The sequence below is a fragment of the Streptomyces sp. NPDC088732 genome (assembly GCF_044751205.1).
Classification (GTDB): Bacteria; Actinomycetota; Actinomycetes; order Streptomycetales; family Streptomycetaceae; genus Actinacidiphila.
In genome coordinates this window covers 289405-312912 of sequence record NZ_JBIVLI010000008.1, presented here as the reverse complement: position 1 = coordinate 312912, position 23508 = coordinate 289405, and the positions used below count along the sequence as shown (strand labels likewise).

Genomic DNA, 23508 nt, shown 5'->3' with positions numbered 1-23508 from the left:
TCAGTGGAGGAGGTCCGGTCGCGGTGCGGGGTCCGGACCCGGCAGTACGCGCAGCGACCGCAGCGGGGAGCAGAGCAGCCACAGGCCCGCCAGGGCGGTGCCGGCCGCCCCGGCCCAGACGGCCGTCCGGGTCCCGAAGGACTCGGCGAGGAGGCCCCCGGCGATGACGCCGAGCGGTCGCGCGCCCCAGGCGAAGAAGCGCACCGTCGCGTTGACGCGGCCCAGCAGGTCGGGCGGCACGGAACGCTGGCGGTAGCTGACCTGGGCGACGTTGTAGACAACCACGCCCGCCGCGAAGGCGAACTGGCCGCAGGCCACCAGCGCCAGCCGCGGTCCGGGGGCGGCGAGCGCGGACAGCAGCGTGCAGGGGCCGGCCAGCGTCACGCTCAGCACGACGGCGCGTCCGTCGCCGAGTCGTTCGATCAGGCGGCGTACGACGGCGGTGGCCAGCAGCCCGCCCGCCCCGCCCGCGGTGAACAGCAGCCCGATGGTGGCGGCGGGCACCGCCAGGTCCTGGGCGAGCAGCACCAGGAGCATCGCGTACCCCATGCTCCAGCAGAAGGTCATCGTGGTCGAGCAGGCCACGAGGGGGCGGATCAGCGGATGCCGCCACACATGGCGGACGCCCTCGGCCACCGCGCGGTGCAGGGGCTCGCCGGTCTTCGCCGCGATCCGCTCGCCGCGGTCCGGAATGCGGCCGAGGAAGACCGCCGAGCCCAGGTACGACACGGCGGTGACCGCGACGGCCAGCGGCGCGGTGACCGCCTGCACGACGAGTCCCGCGGTCCCGGGGCCGGCGACGGCCGCGGTCTGCTCCACGGTGACCAGGCGCGCGTTGGCGGCGACGAGCCGGTCGGCCGCCACCAGGTGCGGAAGGTAGCTCTGTTCCGCGACGTCGAAGAAGGCCGTGGCGGTGCCCACCACGAGCGCGACCGCGCAGAGGGCGGCGACGGTGAGGGCGTCGAGCGCCCACAGGGCCGGGACGAGGGCGAGGGCCGCGGCTCGCACGAGGTCGGCGGTGATCATGATCCGCCGCTTGCGCATCCGGTCGACCCAGACCCCGACGGGCAGCCCGATCAGCAGGAACGCGACGGTCTGGCACGCGGAGACCAGCCCCACGCCGAGTGGCGAGGCGTGCAGGGTGGTTGCCGCGATGAGCGGCATGGCGAGGTTCATCACGACGAACCCGGCCTGACTCAGGGACTGCGCGAGCAGCAGCCGGCGCAGTGCGGTGGGCAGCCGGCCTCGGCCCACGCCGCGGGCGGTGCCGTTCGGGACCGTGCTGATCTGCATACGACCGCCGCGGGAACCGCCCGGTGCCGTGGACACCGGGACGTGGACACGTCAGAACGCGGGGAACCTTCGCAGCTTCGCGCCGTGCCCGCAACGGGCCGCTCCCCGCAACTCCCGCCTGCGCCCCGTGGGTCGGCGGCTCACCGGTGGTGCGGCGCGTCGCGCGGCGTGCCGGGCGGAGAGCGGGCGGAGAGACCGGTGAGAGGAGAGCTCGTGGTGGAGGAAAGGCCCCGGGGTTCAGGCCGGCGTGAAGCTCCGCAGGGCGACCGGGTCGACGACCCGCGTTCCCGCGCCGCGGGCGGCGGCCGCCTCGTCCAGGGCCGCGGCGGCCGGCGACCGGGCCGGCACCGTCCCCGGGCCCGCCGTCGCGAGCCGGGCGAGCGGGGTGACCATGTCGTCGTGGTGGCTGGGCAGCACGACGGGCGGGTCGCCGAGCACTTCCAGCAGCCGTTCCAGGTAGCGGTGCACAGCGGAGTACGAGGTCATGCCGACGACGGCCACGTCCGGCCGCAGGCCGGTGAGTTCGCGCTCGGCCAGGTTGCTGGTGCCGGACAGGTAGACCGACGGGCCGCCGTCGAAGCGGACCATGTAGGCCAGCGTCCGGCCCTCCACCAGGTCGCCGAGGGTCCGGGGCGCGGCGGGAGCGGCGGTGTGCGTTCCCGGCGCGAAGTAGCCGTGGTCGCCGAACTGGCTGTGCAGGCTGCGCACGACCTCCACGGTGTAGCCGGGGAACTGGAGGTACTCCCCGCCCTGCACCCGGACGACGTCGGCCAGCCGCCGGGCGGGGGCGTCCATCGCGGCGAGCAGATGGTGCGAGGTCTCGTCGCACAGGGTCCGGATGCGGTGCCCCGCCCAGGCGTCGCGGGCCAGCAACTGCGGTACGTCGGCGAGGTGGTCGAAGTGCCCGTGGCTGACCAGGACGAGGTCGGGAGCGCCGGACAGGCTCTCCCGCGCGATCCGCTCGACGCTGTCGGGAGCCGTCCGCAGCGGGAGCGACGGGTCGAGCTCCCCGTCGGGCGACTCGAAGGGCATCCTGCTCAGATAGGGGTCGAAGAGCAGGCGGGTCTCCCCGAAGCGGAGTTCCCAGCCCGCCACTCCCAGCCAGCGCATGGTCAGCCCGGCGGTGCTCGCGCGCCGGCCGCCGGCGGCGTGCGGCTCCGGTCGTGCGGCTCCCAGCAGGACCGACGAACCCATGGCCACGGCGGTCTTGAGAACCATGCGGCGCTGCTGCCTCATTCACCCCTCCTGAAACACAGAGTGAGATCAACAGTACGCAGAGCGATAGGAGGGCCGGGAGGTTTTCGGACAGTGGACGTGGCGGCCCTCCGGGTGCGGGGCGGGTGCCCGGCCTGGCAGTGAGGCGGGGGCGGCGCCCGGCGCCGGCCGATGTTTGTCCGGAATGCTGCGCGGCAACGCCGCCGTATGCCCCGATCGGTCATGGGCGGCGAATTTCGGCCGCCCGCGGAGGCGTTTTCCGGAAATCGCCCCGGCCGTGGCGCTTCTCGCGTGCCGGGCGGCGAAGCGGCCGGTCTGGACGGGTGCGCGGGTATGGAGCGAGCGAACTCCTGTGCCCTTCACCGCATCATTTGATATGCCTTCCGGGTATCCGTGTACTGCCTATGCAGTGGTTCATGGCTCCGTGAATCTACGCGTGTCAGGTACAGAGGGGGGATCCTCATGGGAGTGCAGGTGGGCGACGGTGCGTCCAGACCGGTGCAGATCGCGGTACTGGGCCCGCTGGAACTACGGGTCGGCAGGGCGTCGGTGACGGTTCCGGGCCGCAGACAGCGCGGGCTCCTGGCCGCGCTGGCGCTGCAACCGGGGCGGATCGTCGCCACGGACCATCTGATCAGGGCCGTGTGGGACGAGCGGCCGCCACGCACCGCGACGGGGCAGGTGCAGACGGGCATCTGGATGCTGCGCAGTGCCCTGACCGGTGCGGGCGGTCCTTCCGAGGCGCTGCAGTCGTGCAGCACCGGATACCGGCTGAGCGGGGAGTTATGCGCGGTCGACATCGCGACCTACCGCGCGAGGGTGGCCGCCGCGAGGGACATGGACCGGTGGCACCGGCCCGAGGAGGCGGTCCGGCTGCTGAGGTCGGCGCACGAGCTGTGGCGCGGTCCGGCGCTGCTCGACATCACGTATCAGGGCCTGCGCAACGCCCTGATACGGCTCGAGGAGGAGCACATCGCCACGGTGCACTACCGAGTCACCCTGGAGCTGCGGCTCGGTCGGCACGACGAGGTCATCCCCGAACTGTACGAACTCGTCGAGCGGTTCCCGCTGCGGGAGAGTCTGCACCGGGACCTGATGCTGGCCCTGTACCGGTCGGGCCGTCAGGCCGACGCGCTCGGCGTCTTCCGCCGCGTGCGGCGGACCCTCGCCGAGGAACTCGGCATCGACCCCGGTCCCAGCCTGCGCACGCTGGCCCAGGCGATCCTGCGACAGGACAGCGCGCTGATGCCCACATGAGCCCGGCAGGCCTGCGGTTTTCGGCCAATTTTGTCATGCACTCAACAGAAAATACGGAAAACGAAGAGGAGAGGCCCGCTGTGAACGCTCCGGAGGAGTCCGGCAGTACGACGCGTGGGAGTGCGCCGCAGGAGACGAAGCCACCCCGGGCGGCCATGCTGCCCCGGGGCGCGGGGGTCAGCTGGTTCGGGCTCGCGGCCCTGGTGAACGCCGTGGGCACCGGCTTCTTCTACCCCTACCAGTTGCTGTTCTTCCTCGCGGTGACCGGCTTCTCGCTCACCACGATCGGCACGGCCCTCACGGTGGCCACCCTACTGGCCCTGCCGGCCGTCCAGTTGGTGGGGCGGTGCGTCGACACCTGGGGCACCAGACCCGTGCTGGTCACCGCCGCACTGGTGCGGACGGCGGCCTTCGTCGCCTACCCGTTCGTCCACAACATCGTCAGCTTCGTCGCGCTCGCCGTCGTCGCCGCGGTCGCGCAGCGGGCGGAGCAGGTGTCCGTACCGGTGCTCGCCGCCGGGATCGCGCCCGAGGGCGAGGTCGGGCGGTGGCTGGCGCTGTCGAGGGTGGCCCTCAACGCGGGGATGGGCTTCGGCGGCCTGCTCGCCGGACTGGCGCTGGTCGCCTCCGGGGACCGTGCCGGCTTCGTCCTGGTCGGCCTGCTCAACGCCGCCAGCTTCGCCGTGGCGGCCCTGCTCTACCTGCCGCTGCCGACCGTGCGCCCCGCCCGCAAGGAAGCCGTCCCGGCCGGAGGCCGTCCGTGGCGCGATCCGCTGTTCGTGCGGATCGCCGTCGCCAACTTCCTTCTGATCACGGTGATCGTCGCCACCGAGGCCGGCCTGCCGGTCTACCTCGTCGACCAGTTGCGGACACCGGCCTGGATCGTGGGGCTCCTGTTCGCGGTCAACACCGTGACGATGGTGGTGCTGCAGCTCCCGGTCAGCAGCCGCCTGGGGAACCGGTCCCCGTTGCGGGTCGTCGCGGCCGGTACGGCCCTGCACGCCGGCCTGCTGGTGGTCCTCGGGTGCGCGGACGCGCTGCCGCTCCGCGCCCTGCTGCCCCTGCTGGTGCTCGGCATGGCCGTCTACACGCTCGGTGAGATCGTCTCCACCCAGACCCTGTCCGTGCTGCTGGTCACCCTGTCACCGAAACGGCAACTGGGGTCCTACCAGGCGTTCAACCAGGTCCTGGTGGGACTGGCGCTCGCCGTGGTCCCCCTGCTGGTGGCCTTCTTCCTGGCACACGCGCCGGCCGGCCTGTGGTGGGTGCTCGCCGCGGCGACCGCGGCCCTCTGCCTCGGGATGCTCAGCCTGCACCGCGGACCGGCCGCCGCGGCGGCACGGGGGGCGGAGGCGGGCTAGGGACGCCGGCGCCCCGCGGTTCCCGCGCTCATCGGCGCGGGAACCGCGGGGCGCGTCAGGGGGCGGTCACCGGCGCGGGGTGAAGGTGACCACGTCGCCGGCGCGTTCACCACCCGTCGGGAGCTGCCCGCCCGAGTTGGTGCGGATGTACACGCGGTGCAGCCAGCGGTCCTTGCCGTCCCAGCGGGGCGAGAAGGGCGTACGGGCGTGCGTGGTGCGGAAGTTGTCGACGATCAGCAGATCGCCGGGCTCCAGGGAGACGCCCTCGGTCACCTCGTCCAGGGACGCGGACAGCTTCGCCACGGCCTCGGCGCCGGCGCCCTCGCGCGGCTTGAGCAGTTCGCGGTCGTAGCCGAGCAGGGGGTCGTCCTTGGGCCCGTAGAGCGGCGTGACGTTGGCGATCGCGCCGGGGTCCTCGACACCGCCGCGGAACGCCACGTCCACCTCGCAGGGCTGCTTGGTGCCGTGGAGCGCGTCGATCGTCTCCTCGTCCAGCAGGCGGACCGCCTTGCGCACCGAGGCGACGAGGGTCCTCGCCCGGCGCTCGTGGTCGGCCCTGGAGCAGGCCAGCAGGACGTAGTTGGGCTGGAGCGTGTGGTACGCCATCTCGGTGTGGAACTCCAGCAGGGTCTCGCTGGTCTCCGAGGACAGGTGGTGCGCGCCCGGCGACGGGTACACGTCGTGGTAGACGGAGCCCGACCGCAGCTCCGCGTAGCCGGTGTGCAGGCCGAGCCGGCGGCCGACGAGCGCCAGGAAGGCCTCCATGTTCAGCCGCTCGCGGTCGACGGGCGCCGGCGTGGCCGACGGCGTGACGGGCAGATCCTCCTCCGCCTCGACCGGGAGCCCGCGCAGGAGCAGGTAACCGTCCTCGTTGCCGCCCTGGTTGAAGGCGTCCAGCGTGTCGCTGATCTCGTAGGGGAGTTGCTGCGAGAGCTTGTGCGCCGCCTCCAGGAACCCGTAGAGGTCCAGGCGGGGCACGGCGGGCAGCTGCGTCGCGAGCGCGAGCAGGTCCTCCCGGTACCGGGTGACGTCCAGAGTCGCCACTACTTCTCCTCCTTCTTCCGGTGTGCGCGGGCGTACTGGTAGAGCAGCTCCGCGCCGATCTCGGTGGCCAGGACGCAGGTGATCCCGGCATGGTCGTACAGCGGGGAGACCTCCATGACGTCGAACCCGACGGGGGCGAGGTCGCCGACCGTGCGCAGCAGCGCGAGCACCTCCCGGCTGGTGAGCCCGCCCGGGGCGGGCGTCCCGGTGCCGGGGGCGAACGCGGGGTCGACGACGTCGATGTCCACGGAGACGTAGACCGGGCGGTCCCCGATCGTCGCCCGGATCAGGTCCGCCGTCCGTGCCGTGCCCAGGTCGGCGAACTCGTCCGCGGTGACGACGCGCACCCCGTGGCCGCGCGCGTAGTCCAGGCTGTCGGGCCGCGGGTTGTGGCCGCGGATGCCGAGCTGGACCATGGCGTCCGCCTGGACCAGGCCCTCCTCGATGGCGTGCCGGAACGGCGTCCCGTGGTGGAACTCGCCGCCGATCATGGCGGGGTTGGTGTCCGAGTGGGCGTCGAGGTGCAGCACCGCCACCGGGCCGTGCTTGGCGTGGACGGCCCGCAGCGCGGAGAGCGTCAGCGAGTGGTCGCCGCCGAGCATGAGGAAGGCGGCGTTGCCGGCCAGCAGGCGGGACAGGTGGTCCTGCGCGGTGGCGATGGCGATGTGCTGGTTGAAGGGCGTCAGGTCGATGTCCCCGCCGTCGACGACGGAGAGCAGGTCGAAGACCCCGGGGCCGCGATCGATGCCGACCCCGTGGATCAGGCCGGACTCGCAGCGGATCTGCCGGGGGCCGAACCGGGCCCCGGGGCGGTAGCTGGTGCCGCCGTCGTAGGGGGCGCCGATGACCACGACGTCCTGCCCGACCGGTGCCGGGTCGTGCGTGAGCCGCATGAACGTGGGGATCTGCGCGTAGCGCGGGGAGATGTGCGAGTCGGCCTGGCCGTTCACGGAGCCTCCTTCCGGGTGTGGATGCGGATGCGGCCCGCCGCCCTGCGGGCCTCGTCGAGGGCCTCCTTCGCGGAGTGCGCCCGTGCGTACACGAAGCCGACGGACGCGGAGTTGTCCAGCCGGGTGGCGACCAGGTCCCCCGGTTCGTGGTGCAGGTGCACCGACACCCCGGTCGACGGGCCCTCCCCGCCGGCGGAGTCGGTGGCAGCCGTGTCCCCGGTGCCGTCGATCCCCGTGAACTCGCCCGGCTCGTCGGGGAAGAGCACGACCACCGCGGCGCCGCCCACGGCTCCGTCGCCCGGACCGCGGTGCGGCACGTGCTCGGCGCCGAGGGCGAGCAGCTTGGCGTCCAGGTGCGGATCGGTGCCGCACACGTCGGTCACCATGGTCGAGATCATGTGGGCCGGCAGCCGCGGGTTGACCTCGACGATGCGCGGACCGTCCTCGGTGATCATCACCTCGGTGTGCGCCGGGCCCTGGCGGTACGAGATCGCCCGCAGCGCGCGGTCCACGCACGCGCGGACCTCGTCCCAGACACCGGCGTCCAGGGCGACCGGGAAGGAGTGGGCCTCCTCCAGCAGCGTGTCCTTGTGCAGCTCCTTGGACGTGGCGCCGAAGAAGTGCGTCACCCCGTCCGCGGTCATCGACTCCACGCTGACCTCGGTGCCCCGCACGTACTCCTCCAGGAGCACGTGGCCGGGGCGCGGCTGGCCGCGCAGCGAGGCCCGGACGGCGGACAACTCCCGCCACGCGTCGAGAACCTGGTCCCACGTCAGGCATTTGCGGACGCCGAACGAGATCGCCTCCGAGGGCGGTTTGGCGATCAGCGGCAGCCCCACGTGGCCGACGGCGGCCTCCAGTTCCTCCCGGCGGGTCACCAGCCGCCAGCGCACGTTCGCCGGATCGTCGCCGAGGGCCTCGCGCAGCAGGTGCTTGTGGTTGGCGGCACGCACCGCCTCCAGCCCCTGCGACGGCAGGCCGAGACTCTCGGCGACCCGGGCGGTGACCTCCGTGTGGTAGTCGGAGAACGACAGGACGCCGTCCACCAGCGGCTTGCCGTCCGCGTCGGTGAGCACACCGGCCACCGCGCGCCAGTCGTGGGTGTCCACCTGGACGACCCGGTCGACCCTGCCCAGCGGGTGCTCGGACAGCGGCCGCCCGCCGGTGTACCACTCCTCCCCCCGCACCAGCAGCCACACCTCGCAGCCGAAGTCCCGGGCGCGGTGGATGCCGTTGTAGAAGGCGTCGTGCAGCATGGACTCCACCAGGGCGAGCCGCTTGCCCCGGAACTGCTCGTAGCCGCTCACACCGCCACCCCCGCCGCGACGGCCTCGACGACCTCGGCCACCGCGATGCCGTCCGGGTCGGCACCGCCGGCCACCGTCCGGTCGAACAGCTCCCGCACCACCCGGGCCTTGGCGTCGGGCACGTCCGGCTCCGCGACCCCGGCGCCGAGGAGCAGCGCGGAGAAGGCGGACGAGGTTCCCGAGCCCTCGTGGACGCCGAGCTTGGGCCGGTTCACGGTCTCGGCGGGCAGCAGGTCGGCCATCGCGGTGCGCAGCACCCACTTGTCGCGCCCGTGGCGGCGCTTGAGCCCTGCCTCCAGCGAGGTCAGCAGGTCCAGCACCTCCCGGTCCCAGTAGGGGTGCGTGGACCAGTGGCCGTTCAGCGCCGACAGGACCGGGCTCATCTCGTTGAGCCCGTCGAAGGTGTCCATGTCCCGTGCCACCGCGGTGTCCAGCTCGGGCAGCCGGTCCTCCCGGTGCATGCCGCCCAGCGGGATGTCCGCCCCGTAACCGGTCAGCACCCTGCGCGCCGGCCCGTCCAGCCGCCGGTACAGCGCGGTCAGCGGCAGCAGGTACTCGATGACCTCCGGGTCGGTGGTCTCCGCCGCGTGGACGGTGTGCGGCAGCTGGGCCAGCAACTCGGCCGTGGGGACGGTGATCTCCCGGTGCGCGGAGCGCAGGTGCCCGGCGACCAGCCGGGCCTGCGGGAACTCGTCCGCGGTGTCGGTCCCCATCGACAGCGTGTCGATCCCTTGCGGGGCCGCGCTGCTGGACAGGGCCGCGACGCCGGAGGAGTCGATGCCCCCTGAGAGCACCACCAGCGGCCGCCCGCCGGCGCCGAGCCGGCGGACCACGGCCCGCTCCAGTGCCGTACGCACCAGGTTGACGGCCTCGTCCTCGCCGACGAGGAGCCGGTGGACGGGCGGCACCCAGGTGCGGTGCAGGGACACCGCCCCGGTACTGGTGCGGATGTCCAGCACGGCACCGGCCGGCACCTGGTGCAGCCCCGGCAGGCGGCGGACCCTGCGCACCCCGGGGAGCGGGGCGCCGCTCCCCGTCGCGGTCCGCCCGGCGAGCGCCTTGGCCTCGGTCGCGGCCAGCACGTGCCCCGGCACCGCCCGCACGTACAGCGGCACGGACCCGGCATGGTCGGTGGCGGCCAGCAGCCGGTCGCCCGCCGCGAGCAGCGCCGCGTACCGGCCGTTGAGCAGCCGGAAGGCGTGCACCCCGTACTTCTCGAACAGGCCGAGCAGCAACTCGGCGTCCGGCACCCCGGCGTGCGTGCCGAGGGTGGCGTGGATCTCGTCGCGGTTGTAGATCTCCCCGGCGATCAGTGCGAACGTGTCCGCGCCGCGGGCGTACGCCGGGGAGGGGTCGGGACCGGGGTGGACGAGCGTGGCGTCCACGCTCTGAAGGCGCAGCCGTTCCCCGATCGGGGTGTGCCGGCCGCGCGTCGCGAAGTCCGCCGAGGGGGCGGCCCCGCCTCTGCCGGTGCCGGCAGAGGCGAGGAAGCCGAAGACGGCGGGAAGGCCCGTGTCCGTCATGTCAGATCTTCAGCGCCCCGAAGCCGCCGGCGGTGAAGTCGTAGGCGACGGGGACCTCGATCAGGTAGGGGCGGCCCAGTTCGACGCCCTTGCGCAGCGCGGCGACCAGTTCCTCGCGGGTCGTCGCCTTGGTCCCCTCGACGCCGTTGGCCTGCGCGAGCTGGACGAAGTCGACACCGGTGAACTTGATTGCGGGGGCGTGGCTGCGCTGGTGCCCGATGTTCTGGTAGAGCTCGATCAGGCCGTTGGTGTCGTTGTTCACCACGACGGCGACGATCGGCAGGCCGAGACGGGCCGCGGTCTCCAGGTCGGCGCTGTTGGAGTGGAAGCCGCCGTCGCCGGCGATCAGGAAGGTGGGCTGGCCGGGCCTGGCCAGCTGGGCGCCGATCGCCGCGGCGATACCGTAACCGAAGCTGGAGCACCCCGCGGAGGTGAGGAACCCGTACGGCTGGTCGGCGCGGGCGAACAGCACGCCGTAGTGGCGGAAGAAGCCGATGTCCGAGACGATCGTGCCCTCGCCCGGGGCGGCGGCGTCGGCCATGACGGTGTTCATCGAGTCGATGACCTGGTGCACGCGCATGCCGTCGGTGTACTGCTCCGGGTCGGCCAGGAACTCGGCGATCCGCTCCCGCAGCGGCGCGATGTCGTGACGGCTCTTCGCCGCGACGCCGCGGGTGCCGGCGTCCAGGTGCTCGACGAACGCCAGGACGTCCGTGACCACGTCCACCGTCGGCCGGTAGATCCGCGGCACGGGGTTGGCGGTCGGGGCGACGCGGACGGTCTTCTTCGCCGGGCCGCGCTCCCACATCGACGGCCGCAGGTCCTCGGCGTAGTCGTAGCCCACGGTCAGCACGAGGTCGGCCGGCCCGAACAGCGTCTCCAGCGCGGGGAACGACAGGATGCCGTCCATGTAGCCCGTGACGGCGCCGTAGTTGAGTTCGTGGCCCTGCGGCAGGACGCCCTTGGCGATGTAGGTCGTGATCACGGGGATGTTCAGCCGCTCCGCCAGGGCGCGGAGGGCGGGGACGGCACCCGAGCGGATGGCGGCCGCGCCGACGACGAACACCGGGTGGGCGGCCTCGCGCACCAGGGCCACCGCCTCGTCCGCGCTGCCCTCCCAGCCCGGCTGGAACGCCGTGATCGGCTTGGCCGGCGTGCGGGCCGGGCCGTGGTCGGCTGCGAGGTCGATCCCCTCGGAGGAGCCGAGCAGGTCCACCGGGAGGCTGAGGAAGGACGGGCCCACCGGTTCCGTCATCGCCGAGGTCACCGCCGAGTCGACGAGGTCGGTGATCTCCCGGGGGCGCTGCAGCTCCGCCGCGTACTTCGAGATCGGCTCGGCGATCTTGACCAGGTCGAGGCACTGGTGCGTGTCGTTGGGGAAGATGTCGTGCGACTCGGACTGCGCCGCCATCGCGATGACGGGGGAGCGGTCCAGGGCACTGGTCGCCATGCCCGTGGTCAGGTTGGTCATGCCGGGGCCCAGCGTCGCCCAGCACGCCTGCGGCCGGCCGCTGATGCGGGCCAGCACGTCGGCCGCGACACCGGCGGTGAACTCGTGCCGGGTCAGCAGGAACTCGATGCCGTCCTGCTCGTCGAACAGGATCGAGGCGGCCTCGCGGCCGACGACGCCGAACACCTTCTCGACGCCGTGTTCTCTCAGGCGCTTGAGCAGGGCATGTGCGGTGGTGGGCTGCGCGCTCGGACCGGTGGATACACGGGACATGGCTGCGGGGGTCTCCTGTTCGCACGGCGACGGGGAAAGCTGTGCACACCCTGGGGCGGGGTTCTCTCGTGGATCTCTCGGGCCGGTATCGCCGTCGGCGGGGAGCACTTCGAGAGCGGCCGGAGATCGCGGCGGGCCACACTCCCGGCGTGACCGGTGGAATGGTGATCGACCAGTGGCGGACGCCCGAGGAGGCGCGCGAGGCCGGCTGGGCCGCGCTCGTCGGGGGCGAGGACTTCTTCCTCACCCCCGACTGGATGCGCGTCCTGCAGGATTCCGCGGGAGCGTGGATGGCCTACCTGACCGCGACGGAGGAGGCGGGCCTCGTGGCGGCCCTGCCGATGGTGCTGGCCGACCACGGGTCGCCCTGGGCGCTGGGCCGCACCGACCTGCTGATCCGGCACTGCGCGGCCGAGGGCATGGCCGGCGCCGCCGACGTCCTCGCGGGCTTCGGCGACCCGGACCGCCTCATGCCCTCGATGATGTGCGGCGGCCGCCACCTCGGCCGGACCAGGCTGCTGCTGCACCCGGACGCGACGCCGCGGAGCGCGCACGACGTGGTGGAGCGGGCCGAGCGGACCGCCGCGCTCCACGGATGCCGCTCGATCTGCTTCCCGTACGTCGACGCCTCCGACCGGGTCCAGCGCCAGGTCCTGGCCGAACGCGGCTACATCTCCCACGTGTCCGGCCAGTTCGCCGCCCTCACGCTGCCCGGCGAGGGGTTCATGGACTACGCGATGGCGCTGCCCTCCCGGCGCTCCCGGCGGGTCCGCGCGGAACGCCGGCGCATCGAGGCGTCGGACGCCGTGATCTCACTGGAGCCCCTGGACCCCGCCGAAGTCCCGCGCCTGGCCGCCCTGGAGACGGAGCTGTTCGCCAAGTACGGGATGGCCGGCTGGGATCCGCGGCGCTCCGAGGCGGTGCTGTACGCCGCCGCCGAGCGGCTGGGGGACCGGGCGCTGGTGACCAAGGCCGTCCTGGACGGACGGATCGCCGGCTTCGGGCTGGTCCTCTCCCACGGCGGCGACTGGTTCGCGCACCGCGCCGGCTTCGACTACGCGGCGCAGGGCGGACTCCCGCTCTACTACGAGCTGCTGTACTACACGCTCGCCGACCACGCCCCACGGCACGGGGTGAAGACCGTCCACTACGGCATCGGTTCGACGGCCGCCAAGGTCTCCCGCGGATGCACCCTGTCGACGCAGTCCCTGTATGTGAAGGAGCTCGGCTGATGACCGGCTGGAACGCCGCCGTCGGCGCCGTCGCAGAACCCTCCGACCGGCGCGGCGGAACGCTGGCCATGGTGGCCTCGGCGGACGTCGACTCGCTCGACCCCGCCCGCACCTACTACGTGTGGTCCTGGCTGCTCCAGCGGACCATGCACCGCACACTCATGGCCTTCGGCACCGACCCCCGCACCCCCGCCGTCGTACCCGACCTGGCGTGCGAGCCGGGCGAGGTCTCGGACGGCGGGCTCACCTGGACGTACCGGATCCGCGGCGGTGCCAGGTTCGAGACCGGGGAGGAGATCGGCGCCCGCGACATCGCCCACGCCGTCGAGCGGGTCTTCGCGCAGGACGTGCTGCCCGGCGGACCCACCTACCTGGTCGACCTGCTCGACCACGGCGGCTACCCCGGCCCCTACCGGGGCGGCCGGTGCAGGGCCGTCGAGTGCCCCGACGCCCGCACCCTCCGCTTCCGGCTGAAGCGGCCGTTCGCCGACTTCGACTACCTGATGGCGCAGCCCAACACCGCGCCCGTGCCCGCCCACCGCGACTCCGGAGCGGCCTACGGCGGCGCGCCGGTCTGCTCCGGCCCCTACCGCATCCACCGCTACGAGCCCGGACGCTCCCTCCACCTCGTCCGCAACACGGAGTGGGACGGGTCGACGGACCCGGTGCGCCGCGCCCTGCCGGACGCCCTCACCGCCGCCTTCGGCGTCGACGTCGACGAACTGGACCGGCGCCTGCTGGCAGGGGAGTTCCACGTGGACGTCGAGGGCAGGGGCATCCAGCACAAGGCGCGCGACGTGATCCTCGCCGACCCCGCCCTGCGCGCGCGGTCCGACAACCCCGCCACCGGCTTCCTGCAGTACGTCACCGTGCAGACCCGCGTCCCGCCGCTGCACGACGTGCACGCCCGGCGCGCGGTGTTCTACGCCGCGGACAAGGCGGCGCTGCTGGAGGCCCGCGGCGGGGACGGCGTCGGCGGTTCGCTCGCCACCGCCCTGATCCCGCCCCACCTGCCCTCCCACAGCGGCGCCGACCCGTACCCGTCCGGACCGGACCTGACGGGCGACCTGGCCGCCGCCCGCGCCGAACTGGCCGCCGCGGGGCTCCCGGACGGCTTCGAGACCGCCATCGCCACGCAACCGGGCAAGTTCGAGCTCGTCGCCCGCACCCTTGCCGCAGGACTGTCCCGGGTCGGCATCCGCGCCCGGGTGGAGGTGCTGGACACCGCCTCGTACTACCGCAGCGGCCTGGGCCACCCCGGCACCGTGCGCCGCCTCGGCCTCGGCCTCGGCGTCACCGACTGGGGCGCCGACTACCCCACGGAGTACGGCTTCCTCGCCCCGCTCGTCGACGGGCGGCAGATCAGGCAGGGCGGCGGCAACTTCAACTTCGCCGAGCTCGACGACCCGGCGGTCGAACGGCTCATCGACGCGGCGCAGTCCTGCGCGGACGCCGCCCAACGGCGCCGGATCTGGCGGCAGGTGGAGGCGACGGTGATGGACCGCGCCGTCATCCTCCCCATGGCGCACGACCGGACCCTGCACCACCGCCATCCCGACCTCACCAATGTGTACGTGCATCCGGCCTTCGGGCTGTACGACATCCAGGCGATGGGACTGGCGCGATGACCCCCGCCTTCACCCGTGTCGACGGCGGGGCGGGACGCGTGGTCGAGGACGTCCACGCGCTGCGCGTCGCGGCGCACGCGGCCGACACGCCCCACCTGCCGCGCCCCTGCCTCACGGACTTCGAGGGCTCGCTCGCGGTCGGCCCGCCGGCCACCGAGGTGGAGGAGTGGGCGGTCTACGACGGAGGGGAGTGCGTGGCCTGCGCGCGCCTGGAGTTCCCCCAGGAGGAGAACACCGCCACCGCCACCGCCGCGGTCTTCGTGGTCCACCCGGCCTGGCGCGGGCGCGGATGGGGCGGCCGGCTCGCCGCGTTCGTACGCCGCCACGCCGCGGCCCGGCACTGCTCCCGGGTACTGCTGGCCGCCGACACCGCCGATCCCGCCGCCCCCGCCCACCGCTTCGGGGACCGGATCGGCGCCCGGATGGTGGCGGTCCTGCACCATCTGCGGCTGGACGTCGCTCAGGCGCCCCGCCCCGAGCCGCTCCGCGGTCCGCTGCGGCTGCGCTTCTGGGGTTCGGCGGTCCCCGGCGACCTGGTGGCCGAGGCCGCGCGGCTGGAGGCCGTGCTCTCCGCGGACGCCCCCACCGGCGGCCTCGACCGGGAACCGCAGGCCGCGGCGGTCTCCCGCATCCGCGACTTCGAGCGCATGCGCGCGGCCCGCGGGCGCCGCGCGTACCAGTGCGGCGTCGTCGACGGCGGCACCGGGCGCATGGCGGCGTGGACGGGACTGTCCATGACCCGGACCAATCCCGACAACGCGCTGCAGGCCGTCACCGTCGTGGACCCCGCCTACCGCGGAGCCGGACTCGGGCGCCTGGTGAAGGCGCACAACCTCGCCGCGTGCCGGGCCGCAGAGCCGCGGCTGACCCATGTGGACACCTGGAACGCGCAGGAGAACGCGCACATGCTGCGCATCAACACCGAGTTCGGCTACCGGCGTGTCGGAGCACGTCAGATGTGGCTGATGAGCGCGCCTGTGCCCGCCGGGCGCGGCTGACCCGCGCACCCCGCGCCGGCCCGGCCGAGACCCGTACCGAGACCCGTCCGAGGAGAGAGGCGCCGGCACCCCGTGGCCTTCGACGCAGCATCACGCGCAATCGTGAACCCCTCCGCCCGCAGGGGCGGGACACTCAGGTTCGTCCGCACGGACGACTTCGACTCCCTCGACCCCGCCGACACCTACTACGCCTACACCTGGAACTTCATCCGCCTCATCGGGCGCCCGCTGGTCGGCTACACCGGCGGCGACGACGGCGCGCCCCGGCTCGTCCCCGACCTCGCGGAGGCGCTCGGCGAGGTCCGCGACGGCGGCCGCACCTGGACCTACCACGTCCGCGAGGGCGTGCGGTTCGAGGACGGGACCCCCGTCACCGCCCACGACGTGCGGTACGCCGTCCTGCGCGCCGCCTTCCCCGAGCACGTCTACGGGGAACCGGTCACCCGGGGCGGGCCCGCCTACTTCCGGCAGTACCTGGCCGGCCCGGCGGGCGTGCAGGCGCCGGACGACCGTACGGTCGTCTTCCGGCTGCGCGAGCCCTTCGCCGCCTTCGACCGCCTTGCGGCGCTCCCCACGACGATCGCGGTGCCGCAGGCCCGCGACACCTTCCCCGACTACCGGCTGGGCCCCGTCTCCTCCGGCCCGTACCGCATCGCGCACTACGCACCGGGCGAGGCCCTGGAGCTGGAGCGCAACGAGCACTGGCGGGCCGGCACCGACCCCGTCCGCACCGCGCTTCCGGACCGGATCACGGTGCGGCTCGGGGTGAGCGGACCGGAGGTGGACCGCCTGCTGCTCGACGGCCGGGCCGACATCGACCTGGCCGGAGTGGGCGTGCAACCCGAGGCGCAGGCGCGGCTGCTGGCCGATCCGGAGCTGAGGAACGGGGTCGACAACCCCCGCACCGGATTCGTCTGGCTGTACTGCATCAACCAGAACATCGGGCCGCTGGCCGATGTCCACGCCCGCCGCGCCGTGCAGTTGGCGACCGACAAGGCCGCGATGCTCGCCGCCTACGGGGGCGGGCCGGCCGGCGAGATCGCCACCTCGCTGCTGCCGCCGTCCTTGGCGGGGCACGTGCCCTTCGACCGCTACCCGGTCGGCGCGGACGGCACCGGGGACCTGGCGGCGGCCCGCCGGGAGCTGGAACTCGCGGGCCTCCCGGAGGGGTTCAGCACCCGGATCGCCGCCCGTACGGACCGCCGCAAGGAGTGGAACGCCGCGGTGGCCCTGGCCGAGGGCCTCGCCCGGGTGGGCATCCGCGCCGACCTGGTGCCGTTCGGCAGCGGCGACTACTTCACCAAGGCGGCCGGGGTACCGGCGTACGTCCGCGAGCACGGCATCGGGATCGTGATGTTCGGGTGGGCCGCGGACTTCCCGGACGGCTACGGCTTCCTCCAGCAGATCGCGGACTCCCGGGCGATCAAGGAGACGGGCAATCAGAACCTGGGCGAACTGGCGAGCGGCACCATCGACGCGCTCCTCGACACCGGGGCGCGGACGTCCGACGAGAAGGAGCGCGCGGACATCTGGACGGCGGTGGACCGCGCCGCCATGGACGAGGCCGTCATGTGCCCCTACATGTTCGTGAAGTCCGTGCTGTTCCGGGGGAGGAGGGCGGCCAACGTCACCATGTCCCCGGTCTACGGCATGTACGACTACGCCGTGCTCTCGGTCGCGGAGGAGGAGCCGGCCGGCTGACCCGCCCCCGCGGCGCGGACGGTCGTGCCGGGTGTTCTGCGGCGCGCGGCGTCCGCCGTCTGGTACGAAAGGACGTGATGGCCGGGGCGGTCGCTCCGGCCTCTCGTTCGGACGTGACTGCATACCTATTCTGAAAGTTGGTTTCTTATGCAAGAGCTGCAGGGGCAGGTCCCCCGGGGATTCGCCGTGCACGTCGCGCCCGTCGGCATCCTGGACGACGGTCGCGACGACCTGTGCGTCATCGCCTCGCAGGTGCCCGCCCGGACGGCGGCGGTGTTCACCCGCTCCCGGTTCGCCGGGCCGTCCGTCCACCTCTCGCGGGCCGCCGCGGCGGACGGCACGGCACGCGGCGTGGTCGTCGTCGCGCGCAACGCGAACGTCGCCACGGGCCCCGAGGGGGAGCGCAACGCCGTCGAGGTCAGGGACCGCACGGCCCGCGCCCTGGGCATCGAGCCCGGGGAACTGCTGATCGCCTCGACCGGGGTCATCGGCCGCCAGTACCCCATGAAGCAGATCACCGCCCACCTCGACGAGCTCGCCTGGCCCCCGGCGGAGGAGGCCGACCTGGCGGCCGCCGCACGGGCGATCATGACCACGGACACCCGCCCCAAGTGCCTCACCGTCCGGATCGGCGACGCCACCCTCACCGGGATCGCCAAGGGCGTCGGCATGCTCGAACCCGACATGGCGACGCTGCTGACGTTCTTCGCCACCGACGCCGAACTGGACGGGGACACGCTCGACACGGTGTTCCGGCGGGTCATGGACACCACCTTCAACGCCGTCTCCATCGACACCGACACCTCGACCTCCGACACCGCCGCCGTCTTCGCGAACGGCCTCGCCGGACCCGTCGCGGCCGAGGAGTTCGAACAGGCGCTGTACGAGGTCGCCCTGGGCCTGGTGAAGATGATCGCCTCCGACGGTGAGGGCGCCTCGAAGCTGATCCAGGTCGAGGTGACCGGTGCGCGCGACGCTGCCCAGGCCAAGCGGGTGGGCAAGACCGTGGTCAACTCGCCCCTGGTCAAGACCGCCGTGCACGGCGCCGACCCGAACTGGGGCCGGGTCGTGATGGCCGTCGGCAAGTGCCAGGACGACCTGGACATCCGCCAGGAGGACGTCACCGTCCGCTTCGGGGACATCGGCGTCTACCCGCCCGGGGCCGACGAGGACGACCGCCGCGCGTCCGTCGCCGCCTACCTCAAGGCGAACGACGAGGTGGTCATCGGCATCGACCTGGGCATCGCGGACGGGGAGTTCACCGTCTACGGCTGCGATCTCACCGAGGGCTACGTGCGGCTGAACTCCGAGTACACCACCTGAGCACCCACCGCCCCGGCCGCTCCCGCCCGGTGCGGGCGGCCGGGGTCTCCCGTGTGAAGTGAGACATGAAGAGAGAGAGGAGAGAACGCGCTCCTAGGGTGGCCCAAGGCCAGAGGCCGGGCTCCGATCCGGCCTGTCCCCCCACGACGTGAAGGCTGGACGATGGCGGACGCGAAGGTTCTGGAAGCCCAGCAGTGGGTCAACGCCACCTATGGAAGTGTCAGCGGCTATCAGCGCTGCCCCGAGGACGGCCGTACCGGCTGGTCCACCATGTACTCCCTGATCATGGGCCTTCAGTACGAACTCGGCATCTCTCCCGTGGTCGCCAGCTTCGGGCCGACCACCATGTCCCGGTTCGCGGCCCTCGGTGAGATCGGCTTCGGCTGGGACGCGAACCGCAACATCGTCGCCATCCTCGAGCACGGCCTGTTCTGCAAGGGCTACTGGGGCGTCGAGCCCGACAGCTACGGCTGGTTCACCGGCGTGACCCGGGAAGCGGTCAAGGACCTGCGCGCCAACATGGGGATACCCGAGGGCGACGGCACGATCAACGCCACCATCGCCAAGTGCATCCTCAACATGGACGCGTACGTCGTCGTGGCCGGGGGCACCGACAAGATCCGCGCCATCCAGCAGTGGCTCAACGGCCGTTACTGGCAGCGCAGCGCGTACAGCATCGGCCCGGCCGACGGCATCTACTCCCGGGACGTGCAGAAGTCCCTGATGATCGGCCTGCAGTACGAGCTCGGACTGGAGCCCAACGGGAATTTCGGGCCCGGCACCCAGGCCGGTCTGCGGCAGCACACCGTGCGCCAGGGCGACGCCGGCATCTTCGTCCAGCTCTTCACCGCGGCCTGCGTGTTCAACGAGCCGGTGATCCTGCGCGGCCCCGACGACTCCGAGGTCCGGACCACCTTCAAGAGCACCTTCGACGACAAGACCCGTGAATTCGTGGAGATCTTCCAGGGGTTCTCGCAGCTGTACAGCCAGGGCGACTCGTCCTACGGGGTGGGCGAGTACGACACCTGGGCCCAGTTGCTGGTGTCGATGGGCAACGCCGACCGGGCGGCCTCCGGTTCCGACACCCGCTTCCAGATCACCGCCTCCCGGGCCCGCTGGATGTACGACAACGGCTACCGCCTCGTCGGCCGCTACCTGTACGACCCGCCGGGCTCCACCCTCGACAAGGAGATCAAGCCGGGCGAGCTCCAGACCATCTTCGACGCGGGCCTGCGGGTCTTCCCCATCTACCAGGACAACGCGCGCCAGTTGTCCGACTTCACCTACACCCAGGGATTCCAGCACGCCCTCAACGCCCACGACCTGGCGTCCGGCTACGGCTTCGACCGGGGCACCACGATCTACTTCGCCGTGGACTACGACGCCCAGCAGTGGGAGATCGACGGCCAGCCCCAGGGTGTCGTCGCCTACTTCAACGGCGTGGTGGCCGGCCTGGCCAGTCGCGGCAAGAGGTACTTCCACGGCGTCTACGGCTCCCGCAACGTCTGCACCAACGTCACCGAGCGGACCGGGGCACGCTTCTCCTTCGTCTCCGGCATGTCCTGGGGCTTCTCCGGCAACCTCGGCTACCCCCTGCCGTCGAACTGGGCGATGAACCAGATCAAGGAGTTCCAGGTCGTCAACGGCTCCGACACCTTCGACCTGGACCGGGACGTCTGGCGGCGCGGCGCGTACGCCGAGCCGGGCGTGGGCTCGGTGAACAGCTCGGCCGGCCCCGCCGACTCCTTCATCGCCTACGTGCAGCACATCTACGACCTCGCCCTCGCCTACAAGGCCGCGAACAACGTCGGCACCAACGCGAGCCAGCTGGTGATGGAGCACCTGCGCCACCGCAAGTACCAGGGCCTGACCTGGTGGTGGCTGGCCGGGAGCTACGACGACGACTTCGTCGCCTACTGCGACAGCCGCGGCGCGGGCGTGCCGGACGCCTACTCGTTCACGGATCCCGTCACCGGCTACACCCTGGACGCCGCCCACCTGATGGCCACCGCCAACGGGTTCCTGGTCGCCCCCGACCCGGACAACAAGGGCGACGCGACCGGCGGCGACGTCGCCGGCTGGGGCGGCGACATCATGACCTTCTGGGCGGACTGGCGGAACTCCGAGGAGCAGTACGCCTCCCCGGGCGCCTTCTGCACGGCCAAGCTGGCCATCCCGGGCACGGTCTCCAGCTTCTCCTTCACCGACATGATCGAGGACGTCGACGGCTACCTGCTGGCCAAGTACGTGGCGGGGGGCGGCAGCATCGTCGACTGGGTGACCTCCCAGTACAACAACGGCGGCGGGCTGAACCGCTTCCGCGCCCACTTCGACCGTCGCTGGCAGACGGCCGGGAACACCACGTCGTCCTGCAGCCGCCTGCTCTACGGCACGGCCGACTCGAAGATCAGCCCGGCCCGCTTCGCGCTGATCACGGCGTCCGGCGCCGTCCTGCCGGGCGACTACATCCTGCTGCCGGGCGGGCAGGCCAAGTTCGACGAGTTCTGCCAGGGCTTCACGGACCGTCAGCTCGCCCTGATCGGCCTGGAGAACAGCCGGGCCGCCCAGTACCGCCGGAACCTCACGACCTACCAGGCGCAGGCCGCGAAGCGGGCCGCGGCACGGGCCACGAGGACCGGCACGCCGAGCTAGCTCACAGCCGGTCCGCGTGCTGTCGGCCGGTCCCGGCCCGTGGGTGCCGGGGCCGGGCGATCGGCCCGGACGGTGGCGGCGCGGTGCCCGCCGGTTCCTCGGCTCGGCGCTGCTGCTCCCGCCGGCAACGGGCCCCGCCTACTCGCCCGGTTCCGCGTGTCACCGGCCCGGCCGGGCCTGGCGCACGTCGACGAGCACACGCGGTGGTTCCCGCTCCACAACAGGTGCCACGCCGGCCACGACCCGGTGCCGGGCCGGGCGAACCCCGATCCGGCCGTGGTCCGGCCGGGTTCCGCACGGCTCGCCGTTCTCCACCGACACACCAAGAAAGGCACACCGTGAACGAGCTGACCAGGCGTCATCTGCTCGGCACCACCACCGCACTGGCCGGGGCCGCCGCCCTCGGCACGCTGGGTGCGGCGCCCGCCGCCGCCGTACCGGTGAACGCGCTGGACACGCCCGCCGCGTGGTCCGGCAGCCGCTCGGCGAACGGCTGGCAGGTCCTCACCGCGGACGGGGCGCAGTCCCATGTGATCGAGGGAAGCGGTCTGCCGGTGCGCCTGGCCGGCGGTGCCGCGGCGACCGTCCTGCTCCACGTCGCGCGGCGCTTCCACTACGAGATAGACCAGCTCCGCCCCGGCGACGTCCTCGGGTACCGGACGCCGTCGTTCCGGGTGCGGGAGGCGTTCGAGTCGAACTACCTGTCCGGCACGGCGCTCGAGATCAGGCCCCTGGCCTACCCGCTCGACGCGCGGGGCGGCTTCTACCCGCGCGAGCTGACCGTGGTCCGCGACATCCTCGCCGAACTGGACGGCGTGGTCGCCTGGGGCGGCGACTTCGCGGCGCCCAAGGAGTCCCACTTCGAGGTCGCCCTCGCGCCGGGCCACCCCAAGGTGAAGGGCGTCGCCCGGAAGATCGAGGCGTGGAACGCCGGGCTCGGCGGCACCGTGGGCGCCGGAGCCACCGACGCCTTCGACCCCGCCCGCCTGGCCCGCGCCCGCTCCTTCGCCCGGCGTCCGGCGGCCTGACGGGCCCGCCGCGGCGAGCCATGAACGGACCGAGGCACCCCGGCCGACGCGCCCGGGGTGCCTCGGTGCGTACGGCCGTGCCCCCCCGGGCGTGAACCGGGCCCGGCTCAGGTGCTGTGCGATCCGGTGTGCCGGCCCGGTCCCGGGGTCCCGCGGGTACTCCTGCACCAGCGTCGTTTTGGTGGGAAAGTGCTGGTAGCAGGTGCGTGTGGAGGCCTCGGCGGGGGCGCGTGGCGCCAAGGCGCGACCGCGTCCTCCCCGGAGTGGGTCGCCGGGCCCCGGCGACCCCTCATCGGGGCGGACCCTTCGGCGGGTGTCCCTCGGCATGCGAGGGCGCGCGACCTCGCCGGCGCCGCGGACAAGGACATCTCCCCACGGGAGGAGAACCCATGACCACCCCCGAGCCCCTGGGCTACGAGACCCTCGTCGTGGCCGGCGCCCCGCGCGCCGGCGGCCAGCGGCTGCCGGACGGGCGGCCGATCGTCTCCTCGCCGGTCACCACCACGCTGATCCAGGGGGAGCGGGACGCCGTCCTCGTCGACGTCCCGTTCACCCGCGACCAGATCAAGGAGACCGGCGACTGGATCGAGGCGTCCGGCAGACGCCTGCGCCACGTCTACATCACCCACGGACACGGTGACCACTGGCTGGGCACCGCGGAACTGCTCAAACGCTTCCCCGGCGCCACGGTGTACGCCACCGAGGGCACGCTCGAGCTCATGCACCGGCAGGCCACCGAAGGCCGCGCGCAGATGTGGGACGTGTTGTGGCCCGGCCAGATCCCCGAGAGCCCCGTCCTCGCGCAGCCGGTTCCGGCGGACGGGTTCGCACTGGAGGGCAGCGCACTGCGAGCGGTGGAGGTCGGGCACACCGACACCGACGGGACCACCGTCCTGCACGTGCCGTCCACCGGCCTGGTGGTGGCCGGCGACGTCGTCTACAACGGCGTCCACCAGTACTTCAGCGAAGGCCTGGACGGTGGTCTGGAGGAGTGGCAGAAGGCCCTCGACAAAGTGGAGGCCCTGCATCCGAGCGCCGTCGTGGCCGGCCACAAGAACAAGGACCTGCCCGATTCCCCGGCTGCCGTCGGCACGACCCGGCAGTACCTGCGGGACGTCGCGGAGCTGCTGGGGACGGCCTCCGGCGCGCGCGACTTCTACGACGAGATGCTGCGGCGCCACCCGGACCGGATCAACCCCGGCCCGGTCTGGTACGGAGCCCTCGCCCTCCTCGGTGAGTGATCACCGTGAGAGACGTTTCTGGCCGGTAATAA

At 72.8% G+C, this 23508-nt stretch carries 17 protein-coding genes; 10 read left to right on the top strand and 7 right to left on the bottom strand.

What is annotated here, in order from left to right:
* A complete protein-coding gene (locus ACIP9H_RS16665) occupies positions 1 to 1293 on the bottom strand; it encodes an MFS transporter (RefSeq protein ID WP_401959579.1) in 1293 nt (430 codons plus the stop codon).
* Between the two features lie 237 nt (positions 1294 to 1530).
* A complete protein-coding gene (locus ACIP9H_RS16660; protein WP_401959577.1) occupies positions 1531 to 2529 on the bottom strand; it encodes an MBL fold metallo-hydrolase in 999 nt (332 codons plus the stop codon).
* A gap of 441 nt (positions 2530 to 2970) precedes the next feature.
* Between ACIP9H_RS16660 and ACIP9H_RS16655 the strand changes: the two genes are divergently transcribed.
* The gene (locus tag ACIP9H_RS16655; RefSeq protein ID WP_360905492.1) at positions 2971 to 3765 is read left to right on the top strand and encodes an AfsR/SARP family transcriptional regulator; all 795 of its coding nucleotides are present in this window, start codon (positions 2971 to 2973) and stop codon (positions 3763 to 3765) included.
* Positions 3766 to 3845: 80 nt separating this feature from the next.
* On the top strand, positions 3846 to 5126 hold the full coding sequence (locus tag ACIP9H_RS16650) for an MFS transporter (RefSeq protein WP_401959575.1): 1281 nt from the start codon (positions 3846 to 3848) through the stop codon (positions 5124 to 5126).
* Between the two features lie 66 nt (positions 5127 to 5192).
* On the opposite strand, the gene cs1 is transcribed toward ACIP9H_RS16650, so the two are convergent.
* The 5 genes from cs1 to ACIP9H_RS16625 are packed head-to-tail and all read right to left on the bottom strand — an operon-like array spanning position 5193 to position 11673.
* Positions 5193 to 6170 carry a clavaminate synthase Cs1 gene (cs1, locus tag ACIP9H_RS16645; RefSeq protein WP_401583387.1) on the bottom strand — a complete coding sequence of 326 codons (978 nt, stop codon included), beginning with the start codon at positions 6168 to 6170 and terminating at the stop codon, positions 5193 to 5195.
* On the bottom strand, positions 6170 to 7063 hold the full coding sequence (gene speB, locus ACIP9H_RS16640; RefSeq protein ID WP_401583810.1) for an agmatinase: 894 nt from the start codon (positions 7061 to 7063) through the stop codon (positions 6170 to 6172). The genes cs1 and speB overlap by 1 nt, the downstream gene beginning before the upstream one ends.
* 53 nt (positions 7064 to 7116) lie before the next feature.
* Entirely contained in the window at positions 7117 to 8427 is a 1311-nt protein-coding gene (locus ACIP9H_RS16635) for an ATP-grasp domain-containing protein (protein WP_401583385.1), read from the bottom strand.
* On the bottom strand, positions 8424 to 9950 hold the full coding sequence (locus ACIP9H_RS16630) for an asparagine synthase-related protein (RefSeq protein ID WP_401583383.1): 1527 nt from the start codon (positions 9948 to 9950) through the stop codon (positions 8424 to 8426). Before ACIP9H_RS16630 ends, ACIP9H_RS16635 begins: the two co-directional genes overlap by 4 nt.
* 1 nt (position 9951) lies before the next feature.
* On the bottom strand, positions 9952 to 11673 hold the full coding sequence (locus ACIP9H_RS16625; protein ID WP_401583381.1) for a thiamine pyrophosphate-binding protein: 1722 nt from the start codon (positions 11671 to 11673) through the stop codon (positions 9952 to 9954).
* 149 nt (positions 11674 to 11822) lie between these two features.
* Here ACIP9H_RS16625 and ACIP9H_RS16620 point away from each other — a divergent pair, with 149 nt between their 5' ends.
* The 8 genes from ACIP9H_RS16620 (at position 11823) to ACIP9H_RS16585 (ending at position 23476) form a co-directional block, all read left to right on the top strand.
* A complete protein-coding gene (locus ACIP9H_RS16620; RefSeq protein WP_401959572.1) occupies positions 11823 to 12905 on the top strand; it encodes a GNAT family N-acetyltransferase in 1083 nt (360 codons plus the stop codon).
* Complete coding sequence (locus tag ACIP9H_RS16615; protein WP_401959571.1) at positions 12905 to 14533, top strand: ABC transporter substrate-binding protein; 1629 nt, start codon at positions 12905 to 12907, stop codon at positions 14531 to 14533. Before ACIP9H_RS16620 ends, ACIP9H_RS16615 begins: the two co-directional genes overlap by 1 nt.
* Positions 14530 to 15531 carry a GNAT family N-acetyltransferase gene (locus ACIP9H_RS16610; RefSeq protein WP_401959569.1) on the top strand — a complete coding sequence of 334 codons (1002 nt, stop codon included), beginning with the start codon at positions 14530 to 14532 and terminating at the stop codon, positions 15529 to 15531. The genes ACIP9H_RS16615 and ACIP9H_RS16610 overlap by 4 nt, the downstream gene beginning before the upstream one ends.
* A gap of 102 nt (positions 15532 to 15633) precedes the next feature.
* Positions 15634 to 17232 carry an ABC transporter substrate-binding protein gene (locus ACIP9H_RS16605; RefSeq protein ID WP_401583375.1) on the top strand — a complete coding sequence of 533 codons (1599 nt, stop codon included), beginning with the start codon at positions 15634 to 15636 and terminating at the stop codon, positions 17230 to 17232.
* 147 nt (positions 17233 to 17379) lie between these two features.
* Entirely contained in the window at positions 17380 to 18555 is a 1176-nt protein-coding gene (gene argJ, locus ACIP9H_RS16600) for a bifunctional glutamate N-acetyltransferase/amino-acid acetyltransferase ArgJ (RefSeq protein ID WP_401583373.1), read from the top strand.
* Positions 18556 to 18717: 162 nt separating this feature from the next.
* Positions 18718 to 21207, top strand: coding sequence for a glycoside hydrolase domain-containing protein (locus ACIP9H_RS16595; protein WP_401583371.1), 2490 nt, complete (start codon positions 18718 to 18720; stop codon positions 21205 to 21207).
* A 338-nt stretch (positions 21208 to 21545) separates the two neighbouring features.
* Entirely contained in the window at positions 21546 to 22235 is a 690-nt protein-coding gene (locus ACIP9H_RS16590; protein ID WP_401959567.1) for a hypothetical protein, read from the top strand.
* Positions 22236 to 22624: 389 nt separating this feature from the next.
* Complete coding sequence (locus ACIP9H_RS16585; RefSeq protein ID WP_401959565.1) at positions 22625 to 23476, top strand: MBL fold metallo-hydrolase; 852 nt, start codon at positions 22625 to 22627, stop codon at positions 23474 to 23476.
* Positions 23477 to 23508 lie beyond the last annotated feature (32 nt).

What these genes read in the sequence shown, in the direction of transcription:
- argJ (WP_401583373.1), top strand. Translation starts at nt 17,380, where the DNA reads ATGCAAGAGCTGCAGGGGCAGGTCCCCCGGGGATTCGCCGTGCACGTC.
- ACIP9H_RS16630 (WP_401583383.1), bottom strand. Translation starts at nt 9,950, where the DNA reads ATGACGGACACGGGCCTTCCCGCCGTCTTCGGCTTCCTCGCCTCTGCC.
- ACIP9H_RS16615 (WP_401959571.1), top strand. Translation starts at nt 12,905, where the DNA reads ATGACCGGCTGGAACGCCGCCGTCGGCGCCGTCGCAGAACCCTCCGAC.
- ACIP9H_RS16665 (WP_401959579.1), bottom strand. Translation starts at nt 1,293, where the DNA reads ATGCAGATCAGCACGGTCCCGAACGGCACCGCCCGCGGCGTGGGCCGA.
- ACIP9H_RS16625 (WP_401583381.1), bottom strand. Translation starts at nt 11,673, where the DNA reads ATGTCCCGTGTATCCACCGGTCCGAGCGCGCAGCCCACCACCGCACAT.
- ACIP9H_RS16585 (WP_401959565.1), top strand. Translation starts at nt 22,625, where the DNA reads ATGACCACCCCCGAGCCCCTGGGCTACGAGACCCTCGTCGTGGCCGGC.
- ACIP9H_RS16655 (WP_360905492.1), top strand. Translation starts at nt 2,971, where the DNA reads ATGGGAGTGCAGGTGGGCGACGGTGCGTCCAGACCGGTGCAGATCGCG.
- ACIP9H_RS16595 (WP_401583371.1), top strand. Translation starts at nt 18,718, where the DNA reads ATGGCGGACGCGAAGGTTCTGGAAGCCCAGCAGTGGGTCAACGCCACC.
- ACIP9H_RS16660 (WP_401959577.1), bottom strand. Translation starts at nt 2,529, where the DNA reads ATGAGGCAGCAGCGCCGCATGGTTCTCAAGACCGCCGTGGCCATGGGT.
- speB (WP_401583810.1), bottom strand. Translation starts at nt 7,063, where the DNA reads ATGCGGCTCACGCACGACCCGGCACCGGTCGGGCAGGACGTCGTGGTC.
- ACIP9H_RS16610 (WP_401959569.1), top strand. Translation starts at nt 14,530, where the DNA reads ATGACCCCCGCCTTCACCCGTGTCGACGGCGGGGCGGGACGCGTGGTC.